At 40.2% G+C, this 24,091-nt stretch carries 22 protein-coding genes, 3 tRNA genes and 3 pseudogenes; 7 read left to right on the top strand and 21 right to left on the bottom strand.

The window, feature by feature from the left end:
- Positions 1 to 1,806 (top strand): annotated as a pseudogene (locus F985_RS22420) (hypothetical protein); the annotation flags it as partial.
- Positions 1,807 to 1,874: 68 nt separating this feature from the next.
- On the opposite strand, the gene F985_RS22415 reads toward F985_RS22420, so the two are convergent.
- The 4 genes from F985_RS22415 to F985_RS22400 form a co-directional block, all read right to left on the bottom strand.
- On the bottom strand, positions 1,875 to 2,468 hold the full coding sequence (locus F985_RS22415; protein ID WP_004705406.1) for an HAD-IB family hydrolase: 594 nt from the start codon (positions 2,466 to 2,468) through the stop codon (positions 1,875 to 1,877).
- Between the two features lie 106 nt (positions 2,469 to 2,574).
- Positions 2,575 to 2,651: transfer RNA gene (locus F985_RS22410), tRNA-Arg, on the bottom strand.
- A gap of 39 nt (positions 2,652 to 2,690) precedes the next feature.
- A tRNA-Arg gene (locus F985_RS22405) sits at positions 2,691 to 2,767 on the bottom strand.
- Between the two features lie 10 nt (positions 2,768 to 2,777).
- Positions 2,778 to 2,868: transfer RNA gene (locus F985_RS22400), tRNA-Ser, on the bottom strand.
- A 260-nt stretch (positions 2,869 to 3,128) separates the two neighbouring features.
- Here F985_RS22400 and rnr point away from each other — a divergent pair.
- From rnr to F985_RS22380, 4 genes are all read left to right on the top strand, one after another.
- A complete protein-coding gene (gene rnr / locus F985_RS22395) occupies positions 3,129 to 5,549 on the top strand; it encodes a ribonuclease R (RefSeq protein ID WP_004705405.1) in 2,421 nt (806 codons plus the stop codon).
- A gap of 134 nt (positions 5,550 to 5,683) precedes the next feature.
- Positions 5,684 to 7,738, top strand: a complete 2,055-nt coding sequence (locus F985_RS22390) for a M3 family metallopeptidase (RefSeq protein WP_004705404.1) — start codon at positions 5,684 to 5,686, stop codon at positions 7,736 to 7,738.
- Between the two features lie 40 nt (positions 7,739 to 7,778).
- Positions 7,779 to 7,988, top strand: a complete 210-nt coding sequence (locus F985_RS22385; RefSeq protein WP_002049754.1) for a YheV family putative zinc ribbon protein — start codon at positions 7,779 to 7,781, stop codon at positions 7,986 to 7,988.
- A gap of 11 nt (positions 7,989 to 7,999) precedes the next feature.
- Positions 8,000 to 8,428 carry a hypothetical protein gene (locus F985_RS22380; protein ID WP_004705403.1) on the top strand — a complete coding sequence of 143 codons (429 nt, stop codon included), beginning with the start codon at positions 8,000 to 8,002 and terminating at the stop codon, positions 8,426 to 8,428.
- A 147-nt stretch (positions 8,429 to 8,575) separates the two neighbouring features.
- Here the strand turns inward: F985_RS22380 and F985_RS22375 are convergent.
- Positions 8,576 to 10,240: pseudogene (locus F985_RS22375) on the bottom strand (TRAP transporter large permease subunit); the annotation flags it as partial.
- Positions 10,241 to 10,309: 69 nt separating this feature from the next.
- Between F985_RS22375 and F985_RS22370 the strand changes: the two are divergent.
- Positions 10,310 to 11,518, top strand: coding sequence for an IS256-like element ISAba26 family transposase (locus tag F985_RS22370; RefSeq protein WP_000343018.1), 1,209 nt, complete (start codon positions 10,310 to 10,312; stop codon positions 11,516 to 11,518).
- A 27-nt stretch (positions 11,519 to 11,545) separates the two neighbouring features.
- Here the strand turns inward: F985_RS22370 and F985_RS22365 are convergent.
- From F985_RS22365 to F985_RS22350, 5 genes and pseudogenes are all read right to left on the bottom strand, one after another.
- Positions 11,546 to 12,097, bottom strand: a pseudogene (locus F985_RS22365) (TRAP transporter large permease subunit); the annotation flags it as partial.
- A 187-nt stretch (positions 12,098 to 12,284) separates the two neighbouring features.
- Positions 12,285 to 12,851: a rhombosortase gene (rrtA, locus tag F985_RS22360; protein ID WP_004705397.1), complete on the bottom strand. Its 567-nt coding sequence runs from the start codon at positions 12,849 to 12,851 to the stop codon at positions 12,285 to 12,287.
- A gap of 84 nt (positions 12,852 to 12,935) precedes the next feature.
- Complete coding sequence (locus F985_RS22355) at positions 12,936 to 14,027, bottom strand: hypothetical protein (protein ID WP_004705395.1); 1,092 nt, start codon at positions 14,025 to 14,027, stop codon at positions 12,936 to 12,938.
- Between the two features lie 768 nt (positions 14,028 to 14,795).
- Complete coding sequence (locus F985_RS0104785; protein ID WP_025469244.1) at positions 14,796 to 15,185, bottom strand: hypothetical protein; 390 nt, start codon at positions 15,183 to 15,185, stop codon at positions 14,796 to 14,798.
- A 6-nt stretch (positions 15,186 to 15,191) separates the two neighbouring features.
- On the bottom strand, positions 15,192 to 15,449 hold the full coding sequence (locus F985_RS22350) for an FAD assembly factor SdhE (RefSeq protein WP_002049719.1): 258 nt from the start codon (positions 15,447 to 15,449) through the stop codon (positions 15,192 to 15,194).
- Between the two features lie 189 nt (positions 15,450 to 15,638).
- Between F985_RS22350 and F985_RS22345 the strand changes: the two genes are divergently transcribed.
- The gene (locus tag F985_RS22345) at positions 15,639 to 16,811 is read left to right on the top strand and encodes an acyl-CoA dehydrogenase family protein (protein ID WP_004705390.1); all 1,173 of its coding nucleotides are present in this window, start codon (positions 15,639 to 15,641) and stop codon (positions 16,809 to 16,811) included.
- A 49-nt stretch (positions 16,812 to 16,860) separates the two neighbouring features.
- On the opposite strand, the gene F985_RS22340 is transcribed toward F985_RS22345, so the two are convergent.
- The 11 genes from F985_RS22340 to rpsE form a co-directional block, all read right to left on the bottom strand.
- On the bottom strand, positions 16,861 to 18,351 hold the full coding sequence (locus tag F985_RS22340; RefSeq protein ID WP_004705389.1) for a flavin-containing monooxygenase: 1,491 nt from the start codon (positions 18,349 to 18,351) through the stop codon (positions 16,861 to 16,863).
- Positions 18,352 to 18,532: 181 nt separating this feature from the next.
- Positions 18,533 to 18,910 (bottom strand): 50S ribosomal protein L17, encoded by a 378-nt coding sequence (rplQ, locus tag F985_RS22335; protein ID WP_002049717.1) that lies wholly within the window; start codon positions 18,908 to 18,910, stop codon positions 18,533 to 18,535.
- An 18-nt stretch (positions 18,911 to 18,928) separates the two neighbouring features.
- The gene (locus tag F985_RS22330; RefSeq protein WP_004705386.1) at positions 18,929 to 19,936 is read right to left on the bottom strand and encodes a DNA-directed RNA polymerase subunit alpha; all 1,008 of its coding nucleotides are present in this window, start codon (positions 19,934 to 19,936) and stop codon (positions 18,929 to 18,931) included.
- Between the two features lie 17 nt (positions 19,937 to 19,953).
- Complete coding sequence (gene rpsD, locus F985_RS22325; protein WP_002049716.1) at positions 19,954 to 20,580, bottom strand: 30S ribosomal protein S4; 627 nt, start codon at positions 20,578 to 20,580, stop codon at positions 19,954 to 19,956.
- Positions 20,581 to 20,592: 12 nt separating this feature from the next.
- Positions 20,593 to 20,979: a 30S ribosomal protein S11 gene (gene rpsK / locus F985_RS22320; RefSeq protein ID WP_001040166.1), complete on the bottom strand. Its 387-nt coding sequence runs from the start codon at positions 20,977 to 20,979 to the stop codon at positions 20,593 to 20,595.
- Positions 20,980 to 20,998: 19 nt separating this feature from the next.
- Positions 20,999 to 21,355 carry a 30S ribosomal protein S13 gene (gene rpsM, locus F985_RS22315; RefSeq protein ID WP_000090816.1) on the bottom strand — a complete coding sequence of 119 codons (357 nt, stop codon included), beginning with the start codon at positions 21,353 to 21,355 and terminating at the stop codon, positions 20,999 to 21,001.
- Between the two features lie 107 nt (positions 21,356 to 21,462).
- On the bottom strand, positions 21,463 to 21,579 hold the full coding sequence (rpmJ, locus tag F985_RS22310; RefSeq protein ID WP_000867907.1) for a 50S ribosomal protein L36: 117 nt from the start codon (positions 21,577 to 21,579) through the stop codon (positions 21,463 to 21,465).
- A 20-nt stretch (positions 21,580 to 21,599) separates the two neighbouring features.
- Positions 21,600 to 22,919, bottom strand: coding sequence for a preprotein translocase subunit SecY (gene secY / locus F985_RS22305; protein ID WP_170318186.1), 1,320 nt, complete (start codon positions 22,917 to 22,919; stop codon positions 21,600 to 21,602).
- Between the two features lie 45 nt (positions 22,920 to 22,964).
- Positions 22,965 to 23,405 (bottom strand): 50S ribosomal protein L15, encoded by a 441-nt coding sequence (gene rplO, locus F985_RS22300; RefSeq protein WP_002049750.1) that lies wholly within the window; start codon positions 23,403 to 23,405, stop codon positions 22,965 to 22,967.
- A 3-nt stretch (positions 23,406 to 23,408) separates the two neighbouring features.
- Positions 23,409 to 23,585 (bottom strand): 50S ribosomal protein L30, encoded by a 177-nt coding sequence (gene rpmD, locus F985_RS22295; RefSeq protein WP_000849088.1) that lies wholly within the window; start codon positions 23,583 to 23,585, stop codon positions 23,409 to 23,411.
- A 6-nt stretch (positions 23,586 to 23,591) separates the two neighbouring features.
- On the bottom strand, positions 23,592 to 24,089 hold the full coding sequence (gene rpsE / locus F985_RS22290; RefSeq protein WP_001141025.1) for a 30S ribosomal protein S5: 498 nt from the start codon (positions 24,087 to 24,089) through the stop codon (positions 23,592 to 23,594).
- Between the last annotated feature and the right edge of the window lie 2 nt (positions 24,090 to 24,091).

Raw genomic sequence — 24,091 nt, 5'->3', positions numbered from 1 at the left:
GGTGGTTTAACTGGCGGTGTCACTGGCGGCAATCCAGTTGGTGCAGTAACTGACATCCTTGGCGGTGTGACTGGCACTATCGGTGGCTTGACTGGCGGTTTAACTGGCGGCGTGACTGGTGGTAATCCAGTCGGTGCAGTAACTGACATCCTTAGCGGTGTGACTGGCACTATCGGTGGCTTGACTGGTGGTTTAACTGGCGGTGTCACTGGCGGCAATCCAGTCGGTGCAGTAACTGATATCCTTGGCAGTGTGACTGGCACTATCGGCGGCCTAACTGGTGGTTTAACTGGCGGCGTGACTGGTGGCAATCCAGTCGGTGCAGTAACTGATATCCTTGGCGGTGTGACTGGCACTATCGGTGGCTTGACTGGTGGCATTATTGGTGGTGGCACATCTCCTATTTCCCCAGTAATTGATGTGGTTCAAGGCGGCATTGATATTCTTCAAGGCGTTGAAAGCTTAAAAACTGGTATTATTAATACAGCAATTAATACTGTTGCTGACACTGTAGTTGGCGTACTCCCTCAAACTGAACATCCTGTTACCGATATTGCTCATCTTGGCACTCTAACTTTCGAAACCTCTCGCGATACAGTAAATGGCGCATTAGAAACAGTATCTAATTTAGTAGGTGGCGACATTCAAGGTGCTACTCAATCTGCAACAGGTATTCTTGGGACACTTGTTAATAACGGTTCAACTGCAACAGGCATTTTAACTGACATTCTTGGTGGTGTGACTGGCACTATCGGCGGCTTGACTGGTGGTGTTACTGGCGGCAACCCGCTTGGTACTGTTACTGACATTCTTGGCGGTGTAACTGGCACTATCGGCGGCTTGACTGGTGGTGTTACTGGCGGCAATCCACTTGGTACTGTTACTGACATCCTTGGCGGTGTTACTGGCACTATCGGCGGCTTGACTGGTGGTGTTACTGGCGGCAACCCACTTGGTACTGTTACCGACATTCTTGGCGGTGTGACTGGCACTATCGGCGGCTTGACTGGTGGTGTTACTGGCGGCAACCCACTTGGTACTGTTACTGATATCCTTGGCGGTGTTACTGGCGGTATTATTGGTGGCGGCACATCTCCTATATCTCCAGTAGTTGATGTGGTCCAAAGTGGTATCGATGTTCTTCAGGGCGTGGAAACTTTAAAAACTGGTATTATTAATACAGCAATTAATACTGTTGCAGACACTGTAGTTGGTGTGCTTCCTCAAACGGAACACCCTGTTACCGATGTAGCTCATCTTGGCACTTTAACTTTTGAAACGTCTCGCGATACAGTGAATGGCGCGCTTGAGATTGTATCTGATTTAGTGGGCGGTAATATCCAAGGTGCAACTGATCATGCAACTGGTATTGTCAACACACTCATTACAAATGGTACAACTGCTACTGGTATTTTAACTGACATTCTTGGTGGTGCGACTGGCGCTATTGGCGGCGTAACTGGTGGTGTTGGTGGCGATAACCCACTCGGTGTAGTTACTGATCTTCTTGGTGGTTTAACTGGTGGCAATGCACTTGGTACAGTTACCGATATCATTGGTGGCGTAACTGGCGGTACAGCTGGCAGCAATCCTATTGGCATCGTAACAGATATCGTAGGTAGCTTAACTGGTGGTGTAACTGGTACAGGTAGTTCAGATGTTATTTCTGGACTATTAGGTGGATTAACAGGTAACTTAGGAGGAGTAACTTCTACAGTATCAAGCGTAACAAATACAGTTCATACTTTAGTTCCTCAATCATTACTTACTGATAATTTCTTAGATAGCTCTTTACACACTCTTTAATAAAATTAAATAAAGCCACTATTTATAGTGGCTTTATTTTTGTATATATTTTTAAAGATTAATTAATATTAATGCATTTCCTGCCATTTATAATATTTCTTATGCGCTAACCCTAACATCGGATAATCATTAGGAGTATCACCATAAGCATAAATAGTAGAATATTTGGTTAAATCATATTTATTTTTTATTCTATTTACTTTTTCTAAATAACCACAATCACCATTAATAAAATTACCAGTCAAGACACCATTATGTATCTCAAGTTGATTACAAATAACATCTAAGTTTAATGACTGACACCAACTTTCTAAATAAACCCCTAACGAAGCAGATACAACAACAACCTGATCCCCTTGCTGTTTATGCCAGAGAATACGTTCTAGTGCATTTTCACGAATACAGGTAGGAATTACTTTGTTAGCAAACTCTTGTCCTATATGTTTCAGAGAATCGGCATTATAGCCAATATATCCCACCTGACAGAGCTTGGTCCGTATAGTTCTATCCGTTACCCAGCCAAACTTATAGCCCGCAATATAAGGTGCAAGTCGAATACCACCAAGTATTTGAGTTTTCCTGCTCAAAGAAAATTTAAGGAACAAACTAAAAGTATCGTTATGGGTTATCGTGCCGTCAAAATCAAATAAAGCCAGATTCATTTATGATTATCTCTAATATAATTAAAAAGTTATAAATTTAAATTTTTAAAAATTACTAAATAGCAGACACAAAAAAACCGCTATAAAAGCGGTTAATTCTTCAAGTTGGTGCGCTCAGAGAGATTCGAACTCCCGACCCCTTAGTTCGTAGCCAAGTGCTCTATCCAGCTGAGCTATGAGCGCGTAACTTGTGTGCCTTTCAGCGATTCGTTCTATTTTACTTGGTGCGCTCAGAGAGATTCGAACTCCCGACCCCTTAGTTCGTAGCCAAGTGCTCTATCCAGCTGAGCTATGAGCGCATTAAGTAAATGGCGGTGAGAGAGGGATTCGAACCCTCGATACCAGTAATAGGTATGCTTCCTTAGCAGGGAAGTGATTTCAGCCACTCATCCACCTCACCGGAACGAGCCGCCATAATACAAACTAAAACCCTATTGTTCAAGTCATCATAGTGAAATTTTCTTGTTTTTTAGTTCAATGAATTATTTTTTAAGCAATTTCCTTATTATTTTCATCTTTTTCGATCAAACGCTTGTTAAGATAGATATTATTTCTTCATTTAAATACAGTAGTGCATACACATTATTGCAAACCTAAACGTGCAGTTCGGGTCTGCATGACTTATGCTAAACTTATCTGCCAAGCGTGAAACCAAAAGACATGACAAAAAACTGGGCTGACCCCGAAGCGAAAGCTGAAGCTGAACGTTATGACAATCCGATTCCAAGCCGTACTCTTATTTTAGATACATTGGAGCAATTGCAGACACCACAATCGCATGCAGAACTTGTTGACCATTTTCATATTCAAGACCAGAAAAGTATCGAAGCTCTTAGTCATCGCTTAAGTGCAATGGTTCGTGATGGTCAAATCATGAAAGACGGGTTTAAGTTTCAGTTGGTGGCAGACCAACCCACTTATGAAGCGACTGTCTATATTAATAGTAAAGGTTTAGGTACCGCTCATATTGACGGCCAAAATGACCTTTTACTTCCTGAACGTGAATTACGCTTAGTCTTTAATGGTGATCGGGTTCGAGTTCGACAAACATCAGTAGACCGTAAAGGTAAACCGTGGGGTTTCATTACCGAGGTTCTACAGCACCGTGTAAAACAGTTAATTGGTAAATTGTCTATACACGACGGTGAATACTTTATTCAACCTAATAATCCAAATCAGCACCAACCGATTCCATTAGAAAAAGAATTAGTTGCACATGCCAACGCAAATGTTGGCGACATGCTTCGTATTGCTATAGATACCTACCCAACCCGTGAAGAGTTTGCAACAGCGCATATTATTCAATCTATGGCAGATAAAGCGGATACCGAAATTATTATCCCGCAGACCATTCTTGAGTTTGGCTTACCTTACGAATTTCCAGATGAAGTTATAAAAGAAGCTGAAAGTTTTAAAGAACCTTCTGCACAAGACCGCGAAGGTCGAGTTGATTTAAGAGATTTAGCACTCGTCACAATCGATGGTGAAGACGCACGAGATTTCGATGACGCCGTGTATGCAGAAAAACGTCCAGGTGGGGGTTATCGCGTTGTAGTTGCAATTGCCGATGTGAGCCATTATGTGCGCTTAGATTCAGCTCTTAATGAAGAAGCGGAAGAACGTGGTACTTCGGTTTACTTCCCTCATTTTGTATTACCAATGCTACCAGAAGCATTATCAAACGGATTATGTTCACTTAACCCGCATGTAGATCGCTTATGTATGGTTTGTGACCTGAAACTCTCCCGTACTGGTCGTGTAACGGGTTATGAGTTTTATCCATCGGTCATGCATTCAAAAGCTCGTTTGACTTACACGCAGGTAGCGCAATACTTTGACGGTGCAACCGACGCAATTCCAAAAGATCGTGATATTCACAAATCGCTCAATACGCTTTTCCAGCTTTATCAGATTTTGAAAAATTTACGTGCTGATCGTCATGCAATGGAATTTGAAACCATTGAAACGTATATGACTTTTGATGAGCTAGGTGGAATTAAAGAAATTTTGCCTCGCACACGTAATGAAGCACACAAACTTATTGAAGAATGCATGTTGCTTGCTAACGTGGCTGCGGCTGAATATGCATTAGAACATGATGTTCCAATGTTATATCGCGTACACGAAGCGCCTGAGTTCTCACGTATTCAGAAAGTAAAAGACTTTATAAAACTTCTTGGCTTACCTTTCCCAGATCAACCCACTCAAGCTGATTATCAAAAAGTTATTGAGGCAACTAAAGACCGTATTGATGCACCAAGCATTCATGCCGTGTTATTACGCTCAATGATGCAAGCTTACTATGGTGCTAAAAATGCCGGTCACTATGGTTTAGCTTATGAAGCTTATACGCATTTCACCTCACCAATTCGTCGCTATCCAGACTTATTGTTACATCGCGCAATTAAAGCTCATTTAAAACAAAAGCCGTCTCCACTCTCGGGTGCAGCTTTAGACGATGCTGGTGAACATTTCTCTCAAACCGAACGCCGTGCAGATGAAGCATCTCGCAGTGTAACGACTTGGTTGAAGTGCCACTATATGCAACAGCACTTAGGTGATGAATTCATTGGTATAGTAAGTGCTGTCACTGAATTTGGCCTATTTATTACCCTTAAAGACTTATATGTCGATGGCATGATTCATATTAGCCAGCTTGGCGATGACTTCTTTATTTATGATCAAGCGAGTCAAAACCTTATTGGACAAAATCGTGGTCAGGTTTTTGGTTTAGGTGATGAAGTTAAGATTCAGGTTGCTGGTGTAAATCTAGAAGAACGTAAGATCGATTTTCAACTTATTCAGCAAGTCACCCATGCTGGACGAGTAGTTCGCAGTCGTGCTCCACGGACAACCAGAACAGCAACCCAAGCAACTGAAGAAGTTTTTGGTAAACCACCTACCACTTCAAATGATGGTGAAAAACCTGTTCGTAAAAAGAAGGAGAAAGGTAAACCAAGTTCATATACTAAAAAGTCTGGAAAAAAAACCACTACGAAAGCAGAGGCCAAGCCAGAAAAAGTAAAGAAAAAAGTAAAACCAAAAAAGAAAAAGTCGAATGCCAAGTCCAAGGCTGACTAATCCATAGGTTTTTACATTATTTATTATTAAGCTCCCAAAAATGGGGGCTTAATACTTTTAGAACGTTTATTTTTCAAATTAAGCTTGATTTCCTGCCTAACAATACCTACATCTAATACTATGTTTAAAAAATAATGTGGCTATTAGCAATGACTTTACAGCAAGCAACTCTACCTACTCCCCGCTTTGACCAAATTACATTAGATAATTTAAAACAAGACATTCAACAAGCAATTCAAGCAGGACAAGAGTTCTTAAATACCCTTACGGCTGCACCATCCGAGACAGATCAGCAACTTGCCGTGCTTGAACACATTGATGCACTTGAAAATAACCTTAGTGAATCATGGGGTGTTTTATCACACTTAAATGCCGTGATGAGTAATGCAGAAACCAGAGAAGTCTATCAGTCGCTCTTACCCGCTTTAAGTGAATATTACACTCAACTAGGTCAACATACGGCGCTATATCAGACTTACCAACATATTCATGATGGTCAGAGCTATACAACACTTAGCGCTGCGCAACAAAGTGCCATCCGCCTCGCATTACGTGATTTCAAGCTTTCTGGCGTTGCTCTAGAGGGTGAAAAGAAAAAACGCTATGCAGAAATTTCTGCACGTCTTTCACAGCTTTCTTCTGACTTCTCGAACCATGTACTTGATGCTACACAAGCCTATTTTAAACCGCTTACAGAAGATCAGTTAAAAGGTCTTCCAGAAAGTAATATCGAATTATTAAAGCAGTACGGCAAACAGCGCGAGCTTGACCAAGCAGTAGCGACTTTAGATTTTCCAGCTTATTTTGCAATCATGACCTATGCAGATGATCGCGCATTACGTGAAGAACTATATAAAGCTTATGTCACTCGTGCATCAGATCAGTCTGAACAAACTGAATTTGATAACAGCAAAATTATGGAAGAAATCTTGAGCCTCCGCCAAGAAATGGCAAAACTACTTGGTTTCAATAACTACGCTGAATATTCTCTTGCTAGCAAAATGGCTCCTGATGTCAAAACAGTTCACGACTTTTTAGCTGACTTAGCTGAGCATGCACGTACACCTGCTCTTCAAGAAGTTGCTGAGCTACAAGCAATTGCAAAACAAGATGGAATTGACGAGCTCAAACCTTGGGATACGACTTACTATTCTGAAAAGCTTAAACAGCAACAGTTCAACTTATCTCAAGAAGCATTAAAACCTTACTTCCCTGCTCCGAAAGTCATTCAGGGCTTATTCCAGATTGTACAGCGCTTATACGGCATTAACATCGTTGAACGTGAAGCTCCTGTTTGGCATCCAGATGCACGTTATTTTGAGTTAGAAGACCAAGGTCAAGTGGTTGGCGGATTCTTCTTTGATTTATATGCACGTACCGGTAAACGCGGTGGCGCATGGATGAGCGGCTTCCGCTCACGTATGCAAACTGTTCATGGTTTACAAAAACCAATTTGCTATATGGTGTGTAATTTCACTCCACCTGTAGGTAATCAGCCAGCCTTACTGACTCACGATGAAGTTATCACCTTGTTCCACGAATTTGGACATGGTTTACACCATATGCTAACTGAAGTAGATAATATCTCGGTTGCAGGTACTCACGGCGTCGCTTGGGATGCAGTCGAATTACCAAGTCAGTTTATGGAATTCTGGTCATGGGATAAAGAAAGTCTTGATGTTTTAAGTGAGCACATTGAGAGCAAACAGACTTTACCTCAAGAATTACTTGATGCTTTATTAAATGCACGTTTCTTCCAATCTGGTATGCAAACTTTACGTCAACTTGAATTTGCACTGTTTGATTTAACTATTCACACCAAGACTCCTGCGTTGAATAGCGAGCAAATTCAAGAGACATTAAATGACATACGCCAACAATATGCAGTAGTACCAACTGTTGATTACAACCGTTTCCAACATAGCTTTAGCCATATTTTTGCAGGCGGGTATGCGGCGGGTTACTACTCTTACAAGTGGGCAGAAGTTTTAGCAAGTGATGCATTTGACCGCTTTGAACATGAAGGTATTTTCAATACTCAAACGGGTAAAGAATTCCGTCAAGCAATTTTAGCTGTAGGTGGGAAAGATACTGCTCTTGAAGCATTTGTCAATTTCCGTGGTCGTGAACCAAAAATTGATGCATTGTTACGTCATCAAGGTTGGACGAACGACAACAAAACCGCTTAAACTATGGGCCTAAATTGATCGTGTGGTTAGGGTGATAAAGATGAAAAAACGTTTCATTGCTGGGGCTAAATGTCCAAAATGTGAAGCCATAGATCGGATTGTCATGCTAACCACCGCTGAAGACGAATGGATTGAATGTATCGAATGTGGTTATAGCGAAAATCGTCCGACTCATGTTGATGAACCGGAAACACCAGCTATACCTGATGAAGTTGGAGTAATACAGTTCAAGCCTCGTCGTTCTGACTAAAGGTCTTAGAGATGCCACTACAAAGAAAACAAAACTCAAAACTCTTGTGGATTTTAATTGGGGGCTTAAGCATTCTGGCAGTGCTTTTTTTCGCAGCACAATGGTTTTTTAAAAAAACTGAATCGCCAGCACCGATAGTCGATCCTCATCCTGTATCGACACCTGCTCCTGAAAAACCTACAGCACCAGCAAGTTCCGTACCTGTAGCTCAACCGCAAACTGCTAGTTCTCAGCAGCTTGTGAATGAAGATGTGCTCAAACAACCTGTTCCAGCTCAAGAATCTTTAGCAAAAGAAGAAGTTTCTAAGCTCAATGATATCAACCATCAATTACAAGATCAGGAAGCGACTTTAAAAGCTCAACATGCTGATGCAGATCAACTTATTAAGCTAAAAGAAGAGCAAGTAAAACTGCTCGAAGCTCAGGTTAAACAACAATAGCTTTTGCCTAAATCTAAAGATAACGTAAAAAAGCTAGTTCACCTTGAACTAGCTTTTTTACTAATTAGAAACTGGCTTATTTAAAAACTCATCATAAAAAAACACCCCCTTAAAGAGAGTGTTTTTAGTAGGTTTATACATTTAAAACTATTTGTACCAACCAAAAAGTTTCAGTACTAATGGAGCATAAGTTACCAATACCAACGATGAGAACAAGACAATAATTGGTAATAACCAACGCTCATATCGGTAATAGAAACTTGTGTATTTCTCTTTCGCTTCCACATCCGCAGCATTGACCTCATCATCTCCAACGGATAACCGTGTTAATAGGTGATTTAAGGCAACTGGTGGTGTTACATAACCAAATTCGAATGCAACCAATACAATCATCCAGAAATGAATTGGATGAATACCATTTTCGTAAGCTACAGGAGCAATCGTTGCTGCTACTAAAATTACAGCACCAAATGGATCTGTACACATACCGATAATAGCAAGTAACAATGCAATACATGCCAGTGATATATAGATACTGCCTAAATGAGTTGGTAATAACTCAACCACTTCAGAGCGCTCAATTAAACCACCTACACTTGCAGACAATGCCATCAAAATAATTAAGGCACCGATATGCCCAACGGTTTCTGATGTCGCAAAGCGCAATGCACCACCAAAACCAAGACGGAACTGCGAACTATGCGGATCGTGCGATTGTAAGAACGGAGATTTTTTCTCATGTTCACGAACAATTGCTTCATGAATATTTAAAGCTGGTGTCTCTTTAGGCATCACCAGTTTATCGTACAAGATCATCGCAATCAGCACGAGTGGCAGAATTACTGGTGCAGTAAATTCGTTCATTCCGGTATCTAATGCATATTTATAAAATGCAAGAACAACTATTGTAATTAAGATATATGGAATAACGGGTACGAAAGCTCGTGCCATGCCTGGAAGTGCTACTTTCGGTGAGTTCACACGGAACTTTTCTTCTGCCAAGAAAAGAGATACACCTAAGAAAATAAATGCAGTTAACCAGAATACGTAAATACCATGTCCAAATAACTCATCAGATGTAACATGGCGACTGTCTAGCATGGCAATTAAAACGACCAATAGACATGGACGTACTACAACACCTAATGAACCTGACATTGCAGATACAGCAAGTGCATACTGACGGCGAGCACCTGCATTCCAAACTTCCTTATAAATAATCGCACCGGCCGCAATAACGAAAATCCCTGATGCACCTGTATAAGCTGTTGGTACAGCAGCAGCAATCAGAATTAACCAAGTTAAGGTTTCTGGCGCTAAGTTCCATGGACGAAGTACATTTAAGAACAAGTCCATAACACGTGTTTGTGTAAGCAACATACCTGCCCAAATAAATAAGGCAAGATTTAAGAAGATACCTGAGAACTCAACCAACAAACCAAGGTAAATCCCTTGCCCCATTGGATAGTCCATAAAGAATGTGAAGACAATACCTGTAATTAGTGCCATATAAGCATATAAAGGCACAGAGAGTAAGGCTAAGCCTATGTTACCGCCTTCACGTTTTGGCGGAGGTAAAACAAATAATTGATACAGACTAATTAAGCTCAGAACAACAAACAGAATCATCCAGATCCAGTAAATCGTTACTGTTTCATAAGTAGGTGTTACCCCAGAATTAATGACAGAACGATACTGACTAATCACAGAAAAACTTAGTAGTGCATTACCAAGCAACATAAAGAGAGAATACACTTTGTAATCAATTTTTGTTGCTGGATTACGCAAGCCAATATGGTGATATTTGGGACTGTTCTAAATTTTGTGTAAGTACTTAATTTTCATTTATCCTTCAGAGGATAATTACAAAAGGTACTTCACATGGATGAAGCAACAATCAAAAGTATGGCTGCCGAATTGGCTAAAGGTCTAAAAACACCAGAAGACTTAAACCAAATGACAGCAGTCTTTAAAAAATTCATGATTGAAACTGCACTCAATACTGAACTTTCAGACCATCTCGGTTATGAAAAGCATCAGCCCAAGAAAGGCTCAAATAGCCGTAATGGGTTTAGTTCTAAAACCATTACAACTCAAGATGGACAACTGGCTTTAGATATTCCCCGTGATCGAGAAGGTTCATTTGAGCCACAAATTATCAAAAAGCACCAAACACGCATCACCAGTATGGATGACCAAATCCTCTCACTGTATGCAAAAGGAATGACTAATAGGGAAATTGTAGCCTTCTTCAAAGAAATGTACGATGCCGATGTGTCAGCATCTCTCATCAGCAAAGTTACCGATGCTGTGATTGAGCAAGTGACTGAGTGGCAAAATAGAGCCTTAGATAGCCTTTATCCTGTTGTCTATCTTGACTGTATTGTTGTCAAAGTCCGTCAGCACTCCAATGTGATTAACAAGTCCGTATACCTTGCTTTAGGCATCAATATGGATGGGCAAAAAGAATTACTGGGTATGTGGATTGCTCAGACAGAAGGTGCCAAATTCTGGCTGTCAGTCATGACAGAGCTAAAAAATCGAGGAGTACAGGACATTCTTGTTGCCTGTGTAGATGGATTAAAAGGCTTCCCTGACGCGATAGCCTCTGTTTACCCTCATACTGATATTCAACTGTGTATCGTGCATGTTGTACGCAATAGCCTGAGATTTGTAAGCTGGAAAGACTACAAAGCTGTTACGTCGGGTCTGAAAGCGATTTATCAGGCAAGTACAGAGGAAAATGCTTTAAAATCCCTAGACATCTTCTGTGATCAATGGAATCACCAGTATCCCAAAATTGGAGAATCCTGGCGGGCCAATTGGGAAAATATCCGAACGATCTTTAGCTATCCAGCCGAAATACGTCATGCAATTTATACAACAAATGCGATTGAGTCGTTGAATAGCGTAATACGCCATTCAACGAAGAAAAGGAAAATCTTTTCATCTGATGACTCAGTAAAGAAGGTCATTTACTTAGCAACATCAAATGCTGCGAAGAAATGGACGATGCCAATTCAAAATTGGCGTTTAGCAATGAATTGGTTTACGATTCAGTTCGATGATCGATTAAAAGATCATTTATAAAAAATGGAACTTACACAAAATAATTTACAGGCTCTGATATTTCAATGATGCAGTAATTGCAGAAATTAAAACCATAAAGACCAGTAAAATGGCACGGTTCTCTGTACCAAATTTAAATATACCGAAGAAACCCGTTTCAATCGTACGGTATGTACGTACTCCCGGATTTGCCTCAATATATTTAATAGTTTTATCGTAGGCCTTATATTTATCTTCACATTGCTGCTGTGCGGCTTGTAAGGATGCACGGACATCACTTTCTGAGGCAGCACCAAAGAAGCTCGCGAAATCATCAGATGCATTCGCTTTCATTTGCTCTTTTACTTGAGCATCAATATTTGGATTTCGATCACAAGATGGCTTTTCAGGTTCAGCACGCAAAAATGAATATTGCATGCCTATCGCAGGGTCACCATAAAGGCGCTCCCCGATACGTAATAATTGCCCGTGGATCATTTCCCCGGTACCAATTATCAGCGTCATTAATAGCAAAATGAGGATTACGAATGTTGAGATCCATTCGTTCCATATATAACCCAGCAGACCTAATCCAGATCTTTTTTCTTGATATTCTTGCATAAATATTCCAATTTTGTTCTCTCAAATCCCTCATAACAAAGGCTCTGAGTCATGCAATTTCCTTGGTCAGGGGTATCGTCCATCCCCTTTCTACCAATCCCTTTATTCAACGATCAAATTTGCATCAAACTTTATCAATAAAGAATGACTAAAATCTCTTTTTTAACAGTTTGTATTGTCAATCTTCCTACTTGAATCTCTGTATAAGCCAATAGCATCCCCCAAAGATTGCACCGCCTATCGCACCATATAAATGAGCTTCGGTTAAAACAGGACTACCAATTAATTGTGCAGTGCCCGTTTGTCCAAAGGTGTTTTCCCAAACCAGTTTGGCAATAATTAGTCCTAAAACTAACAATGCAAAATTCCGTTCTTTGCGATATTGCAAATAAACTAGAGCAACGGCTGTATACAACCCGTGAAGTACTCCAGATAGACCGGCATATGCATCGATATAAGGCAAATAAAAATAGAACACCAAGCTAATAAATGGTGGTAGAAGAAAAAGAAGAATTAAGATGTGCCACACTTTGGTATGTGGAAATATGAAGGGCAAACACGCAAATGCCATCATATTTAAAAGGAAGTGAATCCACCCCACATGTACCCAATGCGCTGTCCATAAACGCCAAAACTCACCAAGTAAGCTTTCACGCCAATAAATAAAATAATCTGGAAATACTTGTAGACATGCAGAAACAGAAATGCACCCTGCGACCAAAAGCACTTTTTTATTGAGTACATGATCCTTCATAGCACACTCCTTTTAAAACTAGACTCCTTACGATTAATACGAAAAATAAGTAGCAACGCAAGGAGTTAGTTTCTTCAGATCTTTTTACTGTGCAGGTGCAGGTGCAGTTGCTGAGTCTGCTGGAGCTTCTGATGCAGCCCCACCGTCAAATAACTCATCCAGTTCTGCTGAACCCTCGTTTTTCTCATCCCAGAAATGAGACATACCGCCGTCACCTGTACGAACGCCTGTATGCTCAGTCCAATAGCGGTCAGAAATACCACGAACAATTAAACCAGCCATGCTATCGATTAACTTAAAGTTCGGATTAACTGGTTTATCGTCTGCTTGAGATGCTGCATAAGTTTTTAATGCATCACGGATTTTGGCATCGTCACCACTTGCTTGTGCAGCTACAGCATAGAGTGCGTGAGACAAACGAACACCTTTTTGTTCACCAATTTGCACTGACTGTTTTAAAGTCTCATACGGGTCTGGCTTACCTTCATTAGCTCCTGGTAATAAAGTCCAGATCACCGCACGTGTTGCATTTGGTGCTCCCCAGAACTTTTGGTTATCAAGACAAACCATGCCACGCTCTACGATAGCAGCAATATCTTTCGGAACATTGACAGAACCACCTGAGTTAATGTCATTTGTTACTGCTTGAAGGCCACTTATCATTCCAAGTAGATATACAGTCTGATCGGTATCACTACGCATAGTTGGACAAGAGTCACCTAAATGGTACTTATATTTAGATTCCCAACGATCAGCGAATAATTTATAGCCCGTATATTGCCGCTCTGCAGCAATTGCAGCCCAACGCTTCTGCGCAATACGTGCATCTTGAGCTTCTGTTACTTGTCCTGCTTTTGAAGCGCGTAAATAACGTAACTCCTGTTCTAATGCTTGGTTTTCCGCACATACACCTGAAGCAGCATACATTAAGACAGCAACACGGGTAGGATCTGCACCCATCCCTTTAGTCGACATGATTGCAGGAGTTAAGGCACTACCAGTATTACAAACCATTTCAGCATCTTGCATTGCCAAAATAGGCGGAACAACGTGTTTTTCCGTAAAACCTAAAGCAACATTTGCTCCGCTTTTCACGACGTATGAACAACCTGATAAAACTGAAGCTGCAAGAAAACTCATCGCCAAACCTTGGCTTATTTTTTGGACTTTAGACATCTTCCTGTCCTCGATGTAATTTGTTTTTTCCTTTTCAGATGTACATTAGCAGATGCATATCTTGAATAAAAGAGTAATTACTCTAATTGTAGCGCTTATACTTTGACACACTTCACAGCAGATAAAATTGACAGTTTTTCAGGGAAACAAAAATTTTAGGCAAAAAAAAGTAGCATTGCGACGGTTCAGCACATGCTACTTATTAACTGGGATAAGCTTTTAACGGCTTATATTATTGTTGTTCTATATAATCCTTGAGTAAAGTTCCTGCTCTTCCTACTACTACAGCCATAACAACTGCAATTAACAGAAACATCCACATTGAAATCTCCATGAGAGACCTCCTTACTACATTCGCACCCAGTAAAAACCGGACACTTGATGAAATGAATCGATTAATCAATTAAACTATTGACTGACCGACGACCTTTGCATCCTCTGTCTCTTAACTTTGCTAAGATTAGCTTTATTAAGATGTTCCCTGAGTAAAGTTCCTGCTCTTCCTATCACCACTGCCAGAATGATGGCAATGACCAAGAACGACCATGTTGGCATCTCCATTTGAGACCTCCGACACACTTTACGTTGGTGTTTGTACTTTAACCGATAGAATAATAACCATATTGAGAAATTGTCGGACAATTAGCTTTCTTGCTATTTTTTCTGTATTTTAACTAGACAATTTATATTTTCTAAATAGAAATAAATCTTAATTAATTGATTTTTAATATTTTTAAATAAATATACAAATGTAGAATTGTCTAACAATTAATAGAATTTTTCTAAAGTCTTAAGCTGTTTCCATTGAGATAAGGACATTTGATCAAACCAAATAACAGAAGTTAATGTTTTATCACCCTTAAAATAGACCACTATGAAAATCTGATAATCAATTATTTTTAAAATTTCTACACGAGAAATGGTTTGTTCTGAATGAAAGCTAAGTGACCATAATTTCTGATCTAAATAAGCAATTTGAACGAGCTGTGGTCGCTTTAAAAAGAAAATAAAACTTATAAATAATAAACAGACCGTAACTAACCACCAGAGTATTGGTATCAGCTGATAAAACAGAGCTGCTAAACATAGGCCAATAAAAAACTGAAATATAATCGAAAAACGGCTATATTTCAGTTTAAAATTCAATTGGTTGATCAAAACTAATCAGCCATGAACATAATGCTTTAATTTATGAATAAAATCACGTAATTCTGTACGCGGCGGTTCAGATACTTCCATAAACCAGTCAAGTAAATCAGGATCTTCCTGCTCTACTAATTCAGCAAACAATGCTTTTTCTGCTGGATCTGCCTTTAAATAATAATTTTTCACATACGGGTCAAAATAGACATCAATTTCCTTTAAACCGCGGCGTGCGCGATAAACTACTTTACGTTCTTCCAAGGTCATTTCTTCAGACATTTATTTCCCCATCTGCGTTGATAGTGCGCCTAGTTTACCTGATCACATAAGAAAGTTCGCTAAAAATCTCAAATTGACCAAACTTATCACTTCATAGCTATAAATGAGCATTCATCACATTGTTAGACCTAATGAGCTTGCCTTATGTTTAGACTCATAACATCAAGCCCAAACCAAGGAAGAAATACAATGCAATCTGGTGCTATTCGTCCCATTCCAAATATGTTACCTCGCCATCTATTTAACGAAGAACATGAAGCTTTTCGTGAAACGGTACGTAAATTCTATGAGAAGGAAGTTGTACCAAATACTGAAAAATATGAAAAACAACAACATGTGGACCGAGATCTTTGGAATAAAGCTGGTGCATTAGGTTTACTGTGCACCACCATGCCAGAACAATACGGTGGTTCAGGTGTGGACCGTCTATACAGTATGATTCTTATCGAAGAACAAGCATACGCAATGGACTCAAGTACAGGTTTCTCATTACATTCTGATATTGTCGCCAACTATATCAATAACTTTGGAAACGAAGAACAAAAGCAAAAATGGCTTCCGAAAATGGCAACTGGTGAAACAGTGACCGCAATTGCCATGACAGAACCAGGAACAGGCTCAGATTTACAAGCTGTTCGAACAACAGCCGTTCTTGATGGCGATGAATATGTGATTAATGGTTCAAAAATATTTATTACCAATGGCTATTTGTGCGACATGGCCATCGTGGTCTGTAAAACAGGCAACAGTGATAAAGGCTCTGCCAATTTATCACTTATTATTGTTGAAGCTGACCGTGCTGGTTTTACTAAAGGTAAACCACTCAACAAAATTGGCATGAAAGGTCAAGATACATGTGAACTCTTCTTTGATAACGTTCGTGTCCCTAAAGAAAATCTTTTAGGCATGGAAGGCATGGGCTTTATTATGCTCATGAAAGAATTAGCCTGGGAGCGTATGTTGGTTGCAATTATCTGCCAAGCTGGTGCAGAAGCAGCGTTTGCACATACTGTTCAATATACAAAAGATCGTAAAGCATTTGGCAAGCCAATTAGTGCTTTCCAAAATACACGTTTCAAACTCGCAGAACTACGTACTGAAATTGATTTCTGCCGTACCTATTTAGATCGTTGTATGGAATTACAACTTGAAGAAAAGTTGAGTATTGAAGCTGCCGCAGCTGCTAAATATAAAATTTCGGATATGTTCTCGAAAATAGTCGATGAATGTCTTCAATTACATGGTGGCTATGGTTACATGCTGGAATATCCAATTGCTCGTGCTTATATTGACCACCGAGCAAACCGTATTTATGCAGGTACAAACGAAATTATGAAAGAGTTAATCTCTAGAACACTTTAATACCAAGCATAAAAAAGGAGGCTATTTGCCTCCTTTTTTATTTCAAATCTTAAGACACTAGCTTTGGCTTACGTGTATTTACATCTGAATGTTTGTGAAAATGAAGAATACCATCATCAAATTTAGCATTTTGTAATGACTTTCTATCTTCAAGATAATTATTGGTTACTTGCCATGGAGCATGCTTACCTTGTTTTGGAAGCTCATGAGCTGCACGACTAATATAACCAGAAGACAATTTACCCATTACTGTATCTTCTTCCATTTCGTTTTTATTACCCGCTGGAATAACCTCATCATAGTTATTCTTGTCCATATAGTTTAATAGACGGGAAATATAATCAGCTGCAATATCAACTTTTAATGTCCAAGATGCATTCACATAGCCAATAATCATTGCCATGTTTGGAATATCACTTAGCATAATACCATTGTAAAGCATATGTTCTGAGGAGTTGATTGGCTTACCATCAACTTTAGCTTGAACACCACCCATAATTTGGACTTGTAAACCAGTTGCAGACACTATAATGTCGGCATCAAGGTGTTTGCCTGACTTTAATTGAATACCTGTCTCTGTAAATTTTTCGATCTGATCAGTTTCAACACTTGCCTTACCTTCACGAAGAATCTTAAATAGATCACCATCAGGGACTACACAAAGACGCTGATCCCAAGGATTATAAGAAGGCGTAAAATGTTTCATATCCACTTTACCCTTAAGCTGCATTTCAATTGCTTTTAAGAGTAAACGACGAACTGTTTTAGGATGCTTTTGTGACAATGCGTAAATTGCGCGTTGCATACCAATATTACGTGCTCGCGTAAATTTATAAGCTGTTTCTTCAGACATAAATCTACGAGTTTTTTCATAAATGAAGTCAATAGAAGGAACTGTTGCAATATAAGTTGGTGAACGCTGTAACATCGTCACATGACCTGCCCCACCTTTCGACATCGCAGGAACTAGAGTAATTGCTGTAGCACCACTACCAATAATTACTACTTTTTTACCTGTATAGTCTAAGTTTTCAGGCCAATGCTGCGGATGAATGAGTTGACCTTTAAAAGCATCTTGATTAGGGAAAGTCGGAGCATAACCTTGGTCATAATTATAATAACCAGTACAACCTACAACAAAGTTAGCTACCCAAGTCTGTTGCTTTTTATTGCTATCCTCGACAACAACATGCCATTTCTTTGAAGTAGAATCATAATTTGCAGAAAGCACACGATGACCAAAGTGAATCTTTTCTTTTAATTTGAACTCATCAATTACTTCACCTAAATAACCTTTAATTGAAGCACCATCAGCCAGTACATTAGCTTTACACCATGGTTTAAAGTTAAAACCAAATGTAGACATATCCGAATCTGAACGAATACCAGGATAACGGAAAAGATCCCAAGTCCCCCCAAAAGATTCACGACGCTCTAAAATTTCAAATTGGCGCTGCGGAGAGTTTTTAGATAGATGGGCAGCAACTCCGATTCCTGAAATGCCGGCACCAATGATTAGAATATCAACTTGCTTTTCCATTTTATTTTTATACCCATTGTTGAGAATATAACTTTATTAAAGCACAATTTTGACAATACACAATGTCAAGTTTGACCGTTTATCCGTTTTTTTATGTCACTTGGGGACAATTTTTTATTTTTATAGCTTTTAGAAAATAAAAAAGACCGGCATAAAGCCGGCCTTTTTCGAATAATATCAATTATTCAGCTGAAGTATTCACTTCACGATCTACAAGCTCAACGTAAGCCATCGGTGCTGCATCACCAGCACGGAAGCCCGCTTTAAGAACACGTAGATAACCGCCGTTACGTTCTTTGTAACGAGGGCCGAGTACGGTAAATAATTTACCTACAGTTGCAGCATTACGAGTACGAGCAAATGCTAAACGACGATTTGCTACAGTATCGTTTTTTGCTAGAGTGATTAAAGGCTCAGCAACACGACGTAATTCTTTAGCTTTAGGAACAGTTGTTTTGATCAACTCGTGTTCAAATAAAGAATTAGCCAAGTTTTGGAACATCGCTTTACGATGGCTGCTTGTACGGCCTAATTTCACACCACTATTACGATGACGCATGGTGATAGTCCTACTTAATTAACGGCTACGATAGGCAAAACGGTCGTCCATACGAAGACTAGCTGGTGGCCAGTTTTCAAGACGCATACCGAGTTGTAAGCCTTTCGATGCCAAAACATCTTTGATCTCTGTTAACGATTTTTTACCAAGGTTAGGAGTTTTTAATAACTCAACTTCAGTACGTTGAACGAGATCACCAATGTAGTAAATATTTTCTGCTTTCAAACAGTTAGCAGAACGAACAGTAAGCTCTAGATCATCTACTGGGCGAAGCAAGATTGGGTCAACTTCTTCACGAGGTTCTTGAGCAACTGGAGTTTGATCTTTCTGAAGATCAACAAAAATTGCAATTTGTTGTTGCAAGATTGTTGCCGCTTTGCGGATTGCTTCTTCCGGATCAACCGTTCCATTTGTTTCAAGGTCGATTACCAGTTTATCTAAATCGGTACGTTGTTCAACACGCGCATTTTCAACGGTGTAAGAAACACGTTTAATCGGACTATAAGAAGCATCTAATTGCAAACGACCTACTGGACGTGTTTCACCTTCAGGGAAACGAGAATCAGATGTTTCATAACCACGACCTTGAGAAACTTTCAAGCGCATTTTTAATGAACCTGAAGCACTCAAAGTACCAATTAAATGATCTGGGTTAACCACTTCAACATTATGAGGTAAACGAAGGTCAGCAGCAGTAATATCGCCAGGACCTTGTTTCTCTAATGTTAAATAAGCTTCATTTTGATCGAACAGCTTAATAGACAATCCTTTTAGGTTCAGCAAGAGCTCGACGATGTCCTGCTGCAAGCCTTCTAAAGTACTGTACTCGTGCTCGACACCTTCTATCTCTACTTCAACCACAGCAGCGCCAGGTAAAGAAGACAATAGAATGCGACGTAAAGCATTACCTAGAGTGTGGCCAAAACCACGCTCTAAAGGTTCTAGAATCACTTTTGCCGAGGTCCCGCTTACCGCTTCGACCTTGATCGCTTGCGGAGTGAGAAACTCGTTTGCAGTACGCGTCATTATTGCTACCTCAAGGATTATTTAGAATACAATTCTACAATCAAGCTTTCGTTGATTTCAGCAGGTAAATCAGAACGATCTGGTGCAGCTTTAAACGTACCTTCAAGTTTAGAATGATCAACATCAATCCAAGCTGGAATACCACGTTGAGCAGCTAATTCAATCGCGTTTTTAATACGCAATTGTTGTTTAGCACCTTCGTGAACCGCAATTACATCACCCGCTTTAACTTGAATAGACGCGATGTTTACACGACGACCATTCAAAGTAATGCTACGGTGACTTACTAACTGACGAGCTTCTGCACGTGTAGAACCAAAACCCATGCGATAAACAACGTTATCAAGACGGCTTTCAAGCAATTTCAACAAGTTCTCACCAGTTGCGCCTTTAACACGAGCTGCTTCTTTATAGTAGTTACTAAATTGACGCTCTAACACACCGTAAATACGACGGACTTTTTGTTTTTCACGTAATTGTAGTGAATACTCAGATTGCTTACCACCGCGAGCCTGACCATGTTGACCAGGTGCTTTGTTAGCTTTTTTAGTTTTGACGTCAAATGGTTTAACGCCAGATTTAAGTTGCAGGTCTGTCCCTTCGCGGCGAGAGAGTTTGCATTTTGGACCAATATAACGAGCCATGAATGTTTCTCCTTACACGCGACGTTTTTTAGGTGGACGGCAACCGTTGTGAGGAATTGGAGTCACATCGGTAATGCTGTTAATCTTATAACCCACTGCGCCTAATGCACGAACCGCAGACTCACGACCTGGACCAGGACCTTTTACAAGGACGTCTAGGTTTTTCAAACCGTAATCTAAAGCTGCTTTACCAGCAACTTCAGCAGCTACCTGAGCAGCAAACGGAGTTGATTTACGTGAACCACGGAAGCCTTGTCCACCTGAGGTAGCCCAAGCCAATGCATTACCTTGACGATCGGTAATCGTAACAATGGTGTTATTAAAAGACGCGTGAATGTGTGCAACACCTTCAGAGACGGTACGAGTGACCTTCTTGCGTGTGCGAGTATCTTTAGCCATCTTTTAGCTTCCAGAAATCTTACTTTTTAATCGGTTTGCGCGGACCTTTACGGGTACGTGCGTTAGTTTTGGTGCGTTGACCACGGACAGGCAAGCTGCGACGATGACGAAGGCCACGATAGCAACCTAAATCCATTAAACGTTTAATGTTCATGGAAATTTCGCGACGTAAGTCACCTTCGGTAGGAACCTTAGCAACTTCTGCACGAATCGCATCAAGCTGTGCATCGTCCAACTCACGAATCTTAGTAGTTTCAGTGATGCCAACTGTAGCTAAGATATTCTTAGCAGTATGGCGACCGATACCAAAGATATAAGTGAGGGAGATAACAGCATGCTTGTTATCCGGAATGTTTACACCGGCAATACGAGCCATTCACTTTTCTCCAAAAAGGCAGTAGAGATAATCAACCGCCCCACAAAAATCTTGAGGGGCGGATATTAACCCAATTCGCCTACTGAAATCAACAGGTCTTGATTAGATTAACCTTGACGCTGCTTATGACGAGGTTCTGCGCTACAAATCACGCGAATAACCCCATTACGACGGATAACTTTACAGCTACCACAAATTTTCTTTACAGAAGCTTGTACTTTCATGATGAAACCTCTAAGTGCGCTTATCCCTTAGGATGAGCAGTCGTTTTTCTCATTAATGTTTGATTGTCATATTGATGAGAAGTTAAATGCGCTTGTAGCTGAGCCATAAAGTCCATAACAACAACGACTACGATAAGTAATGAGGTACCACCCAAATAAAATGGAATACCAAAAGAACTCTGTAAAATCATTGGCATCAAACAAATGACTGTAATATAAATCGCACCAATAAACGTCAAACGATTAAGAATATGATCTAAGTAACGAGCAGTTTGCTCACCTGGGCGAATACCAGGCACATAAGCTCCGCTGCGTTTTAGATTTTCTGATACTTCCTTAGGGCTAAATACTAAAGCCGTATAAAAGTAACAGAAAAAGATAATTAACGCACCAAAGAGCACCAAATACAAAGGCTGTCCAGGCGACAATACCAGAGCTAAATCTTGTAAGCTACGCTTAATTAAACCAGCATTCGGATCTGCACTACCTACCCATTGACCCAAACTAGCTGGGAACAACAATAAAGAGCTTGCAAAAATCGCAGGAATCACACCAGCCATATTAATTTTTAATGGTAGATGTGTTTGCTGAGCTGTAAATATACGACGACCTTGTTGCTTTTGCGCATAGTTTACTGGAATACGACGCTGTGCTTTTTCAATAAACACAATCGCAGCCAATACGCCAAGAGACAAAAGACCAAAGATGACAAGACCAATCAAACTTGTTTGACCATTATCTACAGATGACACTGATTGCATAATTAATTTAGGCAAACCAGCAACAATACCTGCAAAAATAATCATTGAGATACCATTACCGATACCTCTTTCAGTGATTTGTTCACCTAACCACATTAAGAACATAGTTCCAGCGATAAGTGATGTAACAGCAGGAATATAAAATGCAAGACCCGTAGACAGAGTAATACCCTGACCAATTAAACCTGCACACATACCTACTGCCTGAACCACTGCAAGTAATAATGTGCCCTGACGCGTATATTGGTTAATTTTACGCTTACCTTGCTCCCCTTCCTTTTTCAAGGCTTCAAGAGAAGGAATCACTGTTGACATTAACTGCACAATAATTGATGCAGAAATATAAGGCATGATCCCTAAAGCAAGAATAGACATTCGCTCTAAAGCACCGCCAGAAAACATATTGAATAGCCCAAGAATAGTTCCTTGGTTTGCATGAAATAAATTTTCTAACGCAGCATTATTAATGCCTGGTACTGGAATATGCGCTCCTAGTCGAAAGACCAGCAATGCACCGATTAGAAAACTCATCCGGCGAATAATTTCACGATATTTCACATGAAATGGCTGACCTTTCATCATGTTGACATGACCTGAAGAACTAGGAGACATAGACACTCGAGATTACTCCTCGACTTTACCGCCAGCTGCTTCAATTGCAGCTTTAGCGCCTTTAGTCAATGCAACACCTTGAACAGTGAATGCACGAGTGATTTCACCAGAAAGCACGATACGAGCACGAATTTGATCGCGACGAACAACATTCGCAGCTTTTAAAGTTTCAAGGCTAACAATGTCGCCTTCCACTTTAGTTAACTCAGACAAACGTACTTCAGCAGTTTTTAAAGCGATTTGGCTAGTGAAACCGAATTTAGGTAAACGACGATAAATCGCTGTTTGACCGCCTTCGAAACCTGGACGAACGCCACCACTTTTACGTGATTTTTGACCTTTGACACCACGGCCACCAGTCTTACCAACGCCAGAACCGATACCACGGCCTAAACGACGGTGTTCACGTTTTGCACCTTCTGCAGGTGCAAGCTCATTTAAACGCAGAGTCATGGCTTATTCCTCTACACTAACCATATAGTAGACTTTGTTGATCATACCACGGTTAGAAGGCGTATCTTGCACTTCTACAGTATGACCAATACGACGCAGACCTAAACCTTGTAAGCAAAGCTTGTGATTTTTCAAGCGATGTGAAGAAGATTTAGTCTGGGTAACTTTAATCGTTTTCATGATTGATTACCCTTGAATTTCTTCTACTGATTTACCACGTTTCGCAGCGACTTTCTCAGGAGAAGTCATATCACGCAAACCTTTAAAAGTTGCGTTTACTACGTTAGCAGCATTAGTAGAACCATAACATTTAGCAAGTACGTTATGTACACCTGCAGCTTCAAGAACGGCACGCATTGCACCACCAGCGATTACGCCAGTACCTTCTGAAGCAGGTTGCATGTATACACGGCTTGCACCATGACGAGCATTCACAGGGTGTTGTAAAGTAGTACCAGCAAGGTCTACTGTGATCATGTTGCGACGAGCAGCTTCAAGTGCTTTAGAAATAGCAGCTGGAACTTCACGTGCTTTACCACGACCAAAACCAACACGACCATTACCATCACCCACAACTGTTAATGCTGTGAAAGAGAAGATACGACCGCCCTTAACAACTTTGGCTACACGATCAACGGCAACCAGCTTTTCAACAAGACCTTCGTTTTGTTCAACTTTAGCCATGA

It is taken from the genome of Acinetobacter seifertii (genome assembly GCF_000368065.1).
Taxonomy (GTDB): Bacteria; Pseudomonadota; Gammaproteobacteria; order Pseudomonadales; family Moraxellaceae; genus Acinetobacter; species Acinetobacter seifertii.
Note: the sequence above shows the minus strand (reverse complement) of the source record. Positions and strands in the feature narration are given on the sequence as shown.

Bases quoted from the DNA above. Each gene is read 5' to 3' on its own strand.
- F985_RS22415 (WP_004705406.1), bottom strand. From the start codon at position 2,468: ATGAATCTGGCTTTATTTGATTTTGACGGCACGATAACCCATAACGAT.
- rnr (WP_004705405.1), top strand. From the start codon at position 3,129: ATGACAAAAAACTGGGCTGACCCCGAAGCGAAAGCTGAAGCTGAACGT.
- F985_RS22390 (WP_004705404.1), top strand. From the start codon at position 5,684: ATGTGGCTATTAGCAATGACTTTACAGCAAGCAACTCTACCTACTCCC.
- F985_RS22385 (WP_002049754.1), top strand. From the start codon at position 7,779: ATGAAAAAACGTTTCATTGCTGGGGCTAAATGTCCAAAATGTGAAGCC.
- F985_RS22380 (WP_004705403.1), top strand. From the start codon at position 8,000: ATGCCACTACAAAGAAAACAAAACTCAAAACTCTTGTGGATTTTAATT.
- F985_RS22370 (WP_000343018.1), top strand. From the start codon at position 10,310: ATGGATGAAGCAACAATCAAAAGTATGGCTGCCGAATTGGCTAAAGGT.
- rrtA (WP_004705397.1), bottom strand. From the start codon at position 12,851: ATGAAGGATCATGTACTCAATAAAAAAGTGCTTTTGGTCGCAGGGTGC.
- F985_RS22355 (WP_004705395.1), bottom strand. From the start codon at position 14,027: ATGTCTAAAGTCCAAAAAATAAGCCAAGGTTTGGCGATGAGTTTTCTT.
- F985_RS22350 (WP_002049719.1), bottom strand. From the start codon at position 15,449: ATGTCTGAAGAAATGACCTTGGAAGAACGTAAAGTAGTTTATCGCGCA.
- F985_RS22345 (WP_004705390.1), top strand. From the start codon at position 15,639: ATGCAATCTGGTGCTATTCGTCCCATTCCAAATATGTTACCTCGCCAT.
- F985_RS22340 (WP_004705389.1), bottom strand. From the start codon at position 18,351: ATGGAAAAGCAAGTTGATATTCTAATCATTGGTGCCGGCATTTCAGGA.
- rplQ (WP_002049717.1), bottom strand. From the start codon at position 18,910: ATGCGTCATCGTAATAGTGGTGTGAAATTAGGCCGTACAAGCAGCCAT.
- F985_RS22330 (WP_004705386.1), bottom strand. From the start codon at position 19,936: ATGACGCGTACTGCAAACGAGTTTCTCACTCCGCAAGCGATCAAGGTC.
- rpsD (WP_002049716.1), bottom strand. From the start codon at position 20,580: ATGGCTCGTTATATTGGTCCAAAATGCAAACTCTCTCGCCGCGAAGGG.
- rpsK (WP_001040166.1), bottom strand. From the start codon at position 20,979: ATGGCTAAAGATACTCGCACACGCAAGAAGGTCACTCGTACCGTCTCT.
- rpsM (WP_000090816.1), bottom strand. From the start codon at position 21,355: ATGGCTCGTATTGCCGGTGTAAACATTCCGGATAACAAGCATGCTGTT.
- rpmJ (WP_000867907.1), bottom strand. From the start codon at position 21,579: ATGAAAGTACAAGCTTCTGTAAAGAAAATTTGTGGTAGCTGTAAAGTT.
- secY (WP_170318186.1), bottom strand. From the start codon at position 22,919: ATGAAAGGTCAGCCATTTCATGTGAAATATCGTGAAATTATTCGCCGG.
- rplO (WP_002049750.1), bottom strand. From the start codon at position 23,405: ATGACTCTGCGTTTAAATGAGCTTGCACCTGCAGAAGGTGCAAAACGT.
- rpmD (WP_000849088.1), bottom strand. From the start codon at position 23,585: ATGAAAACGATTAAAGTTACCCAGACTAAATCTTCTTCACATCGCTTG.
- rpsE (WP_001141025.1), bottom strand. From the start codon at position 24,089: ATGGCTAAAGTTGAACAAAACGAAGGTCTTGTTGAAAAGCTGGTTGCC.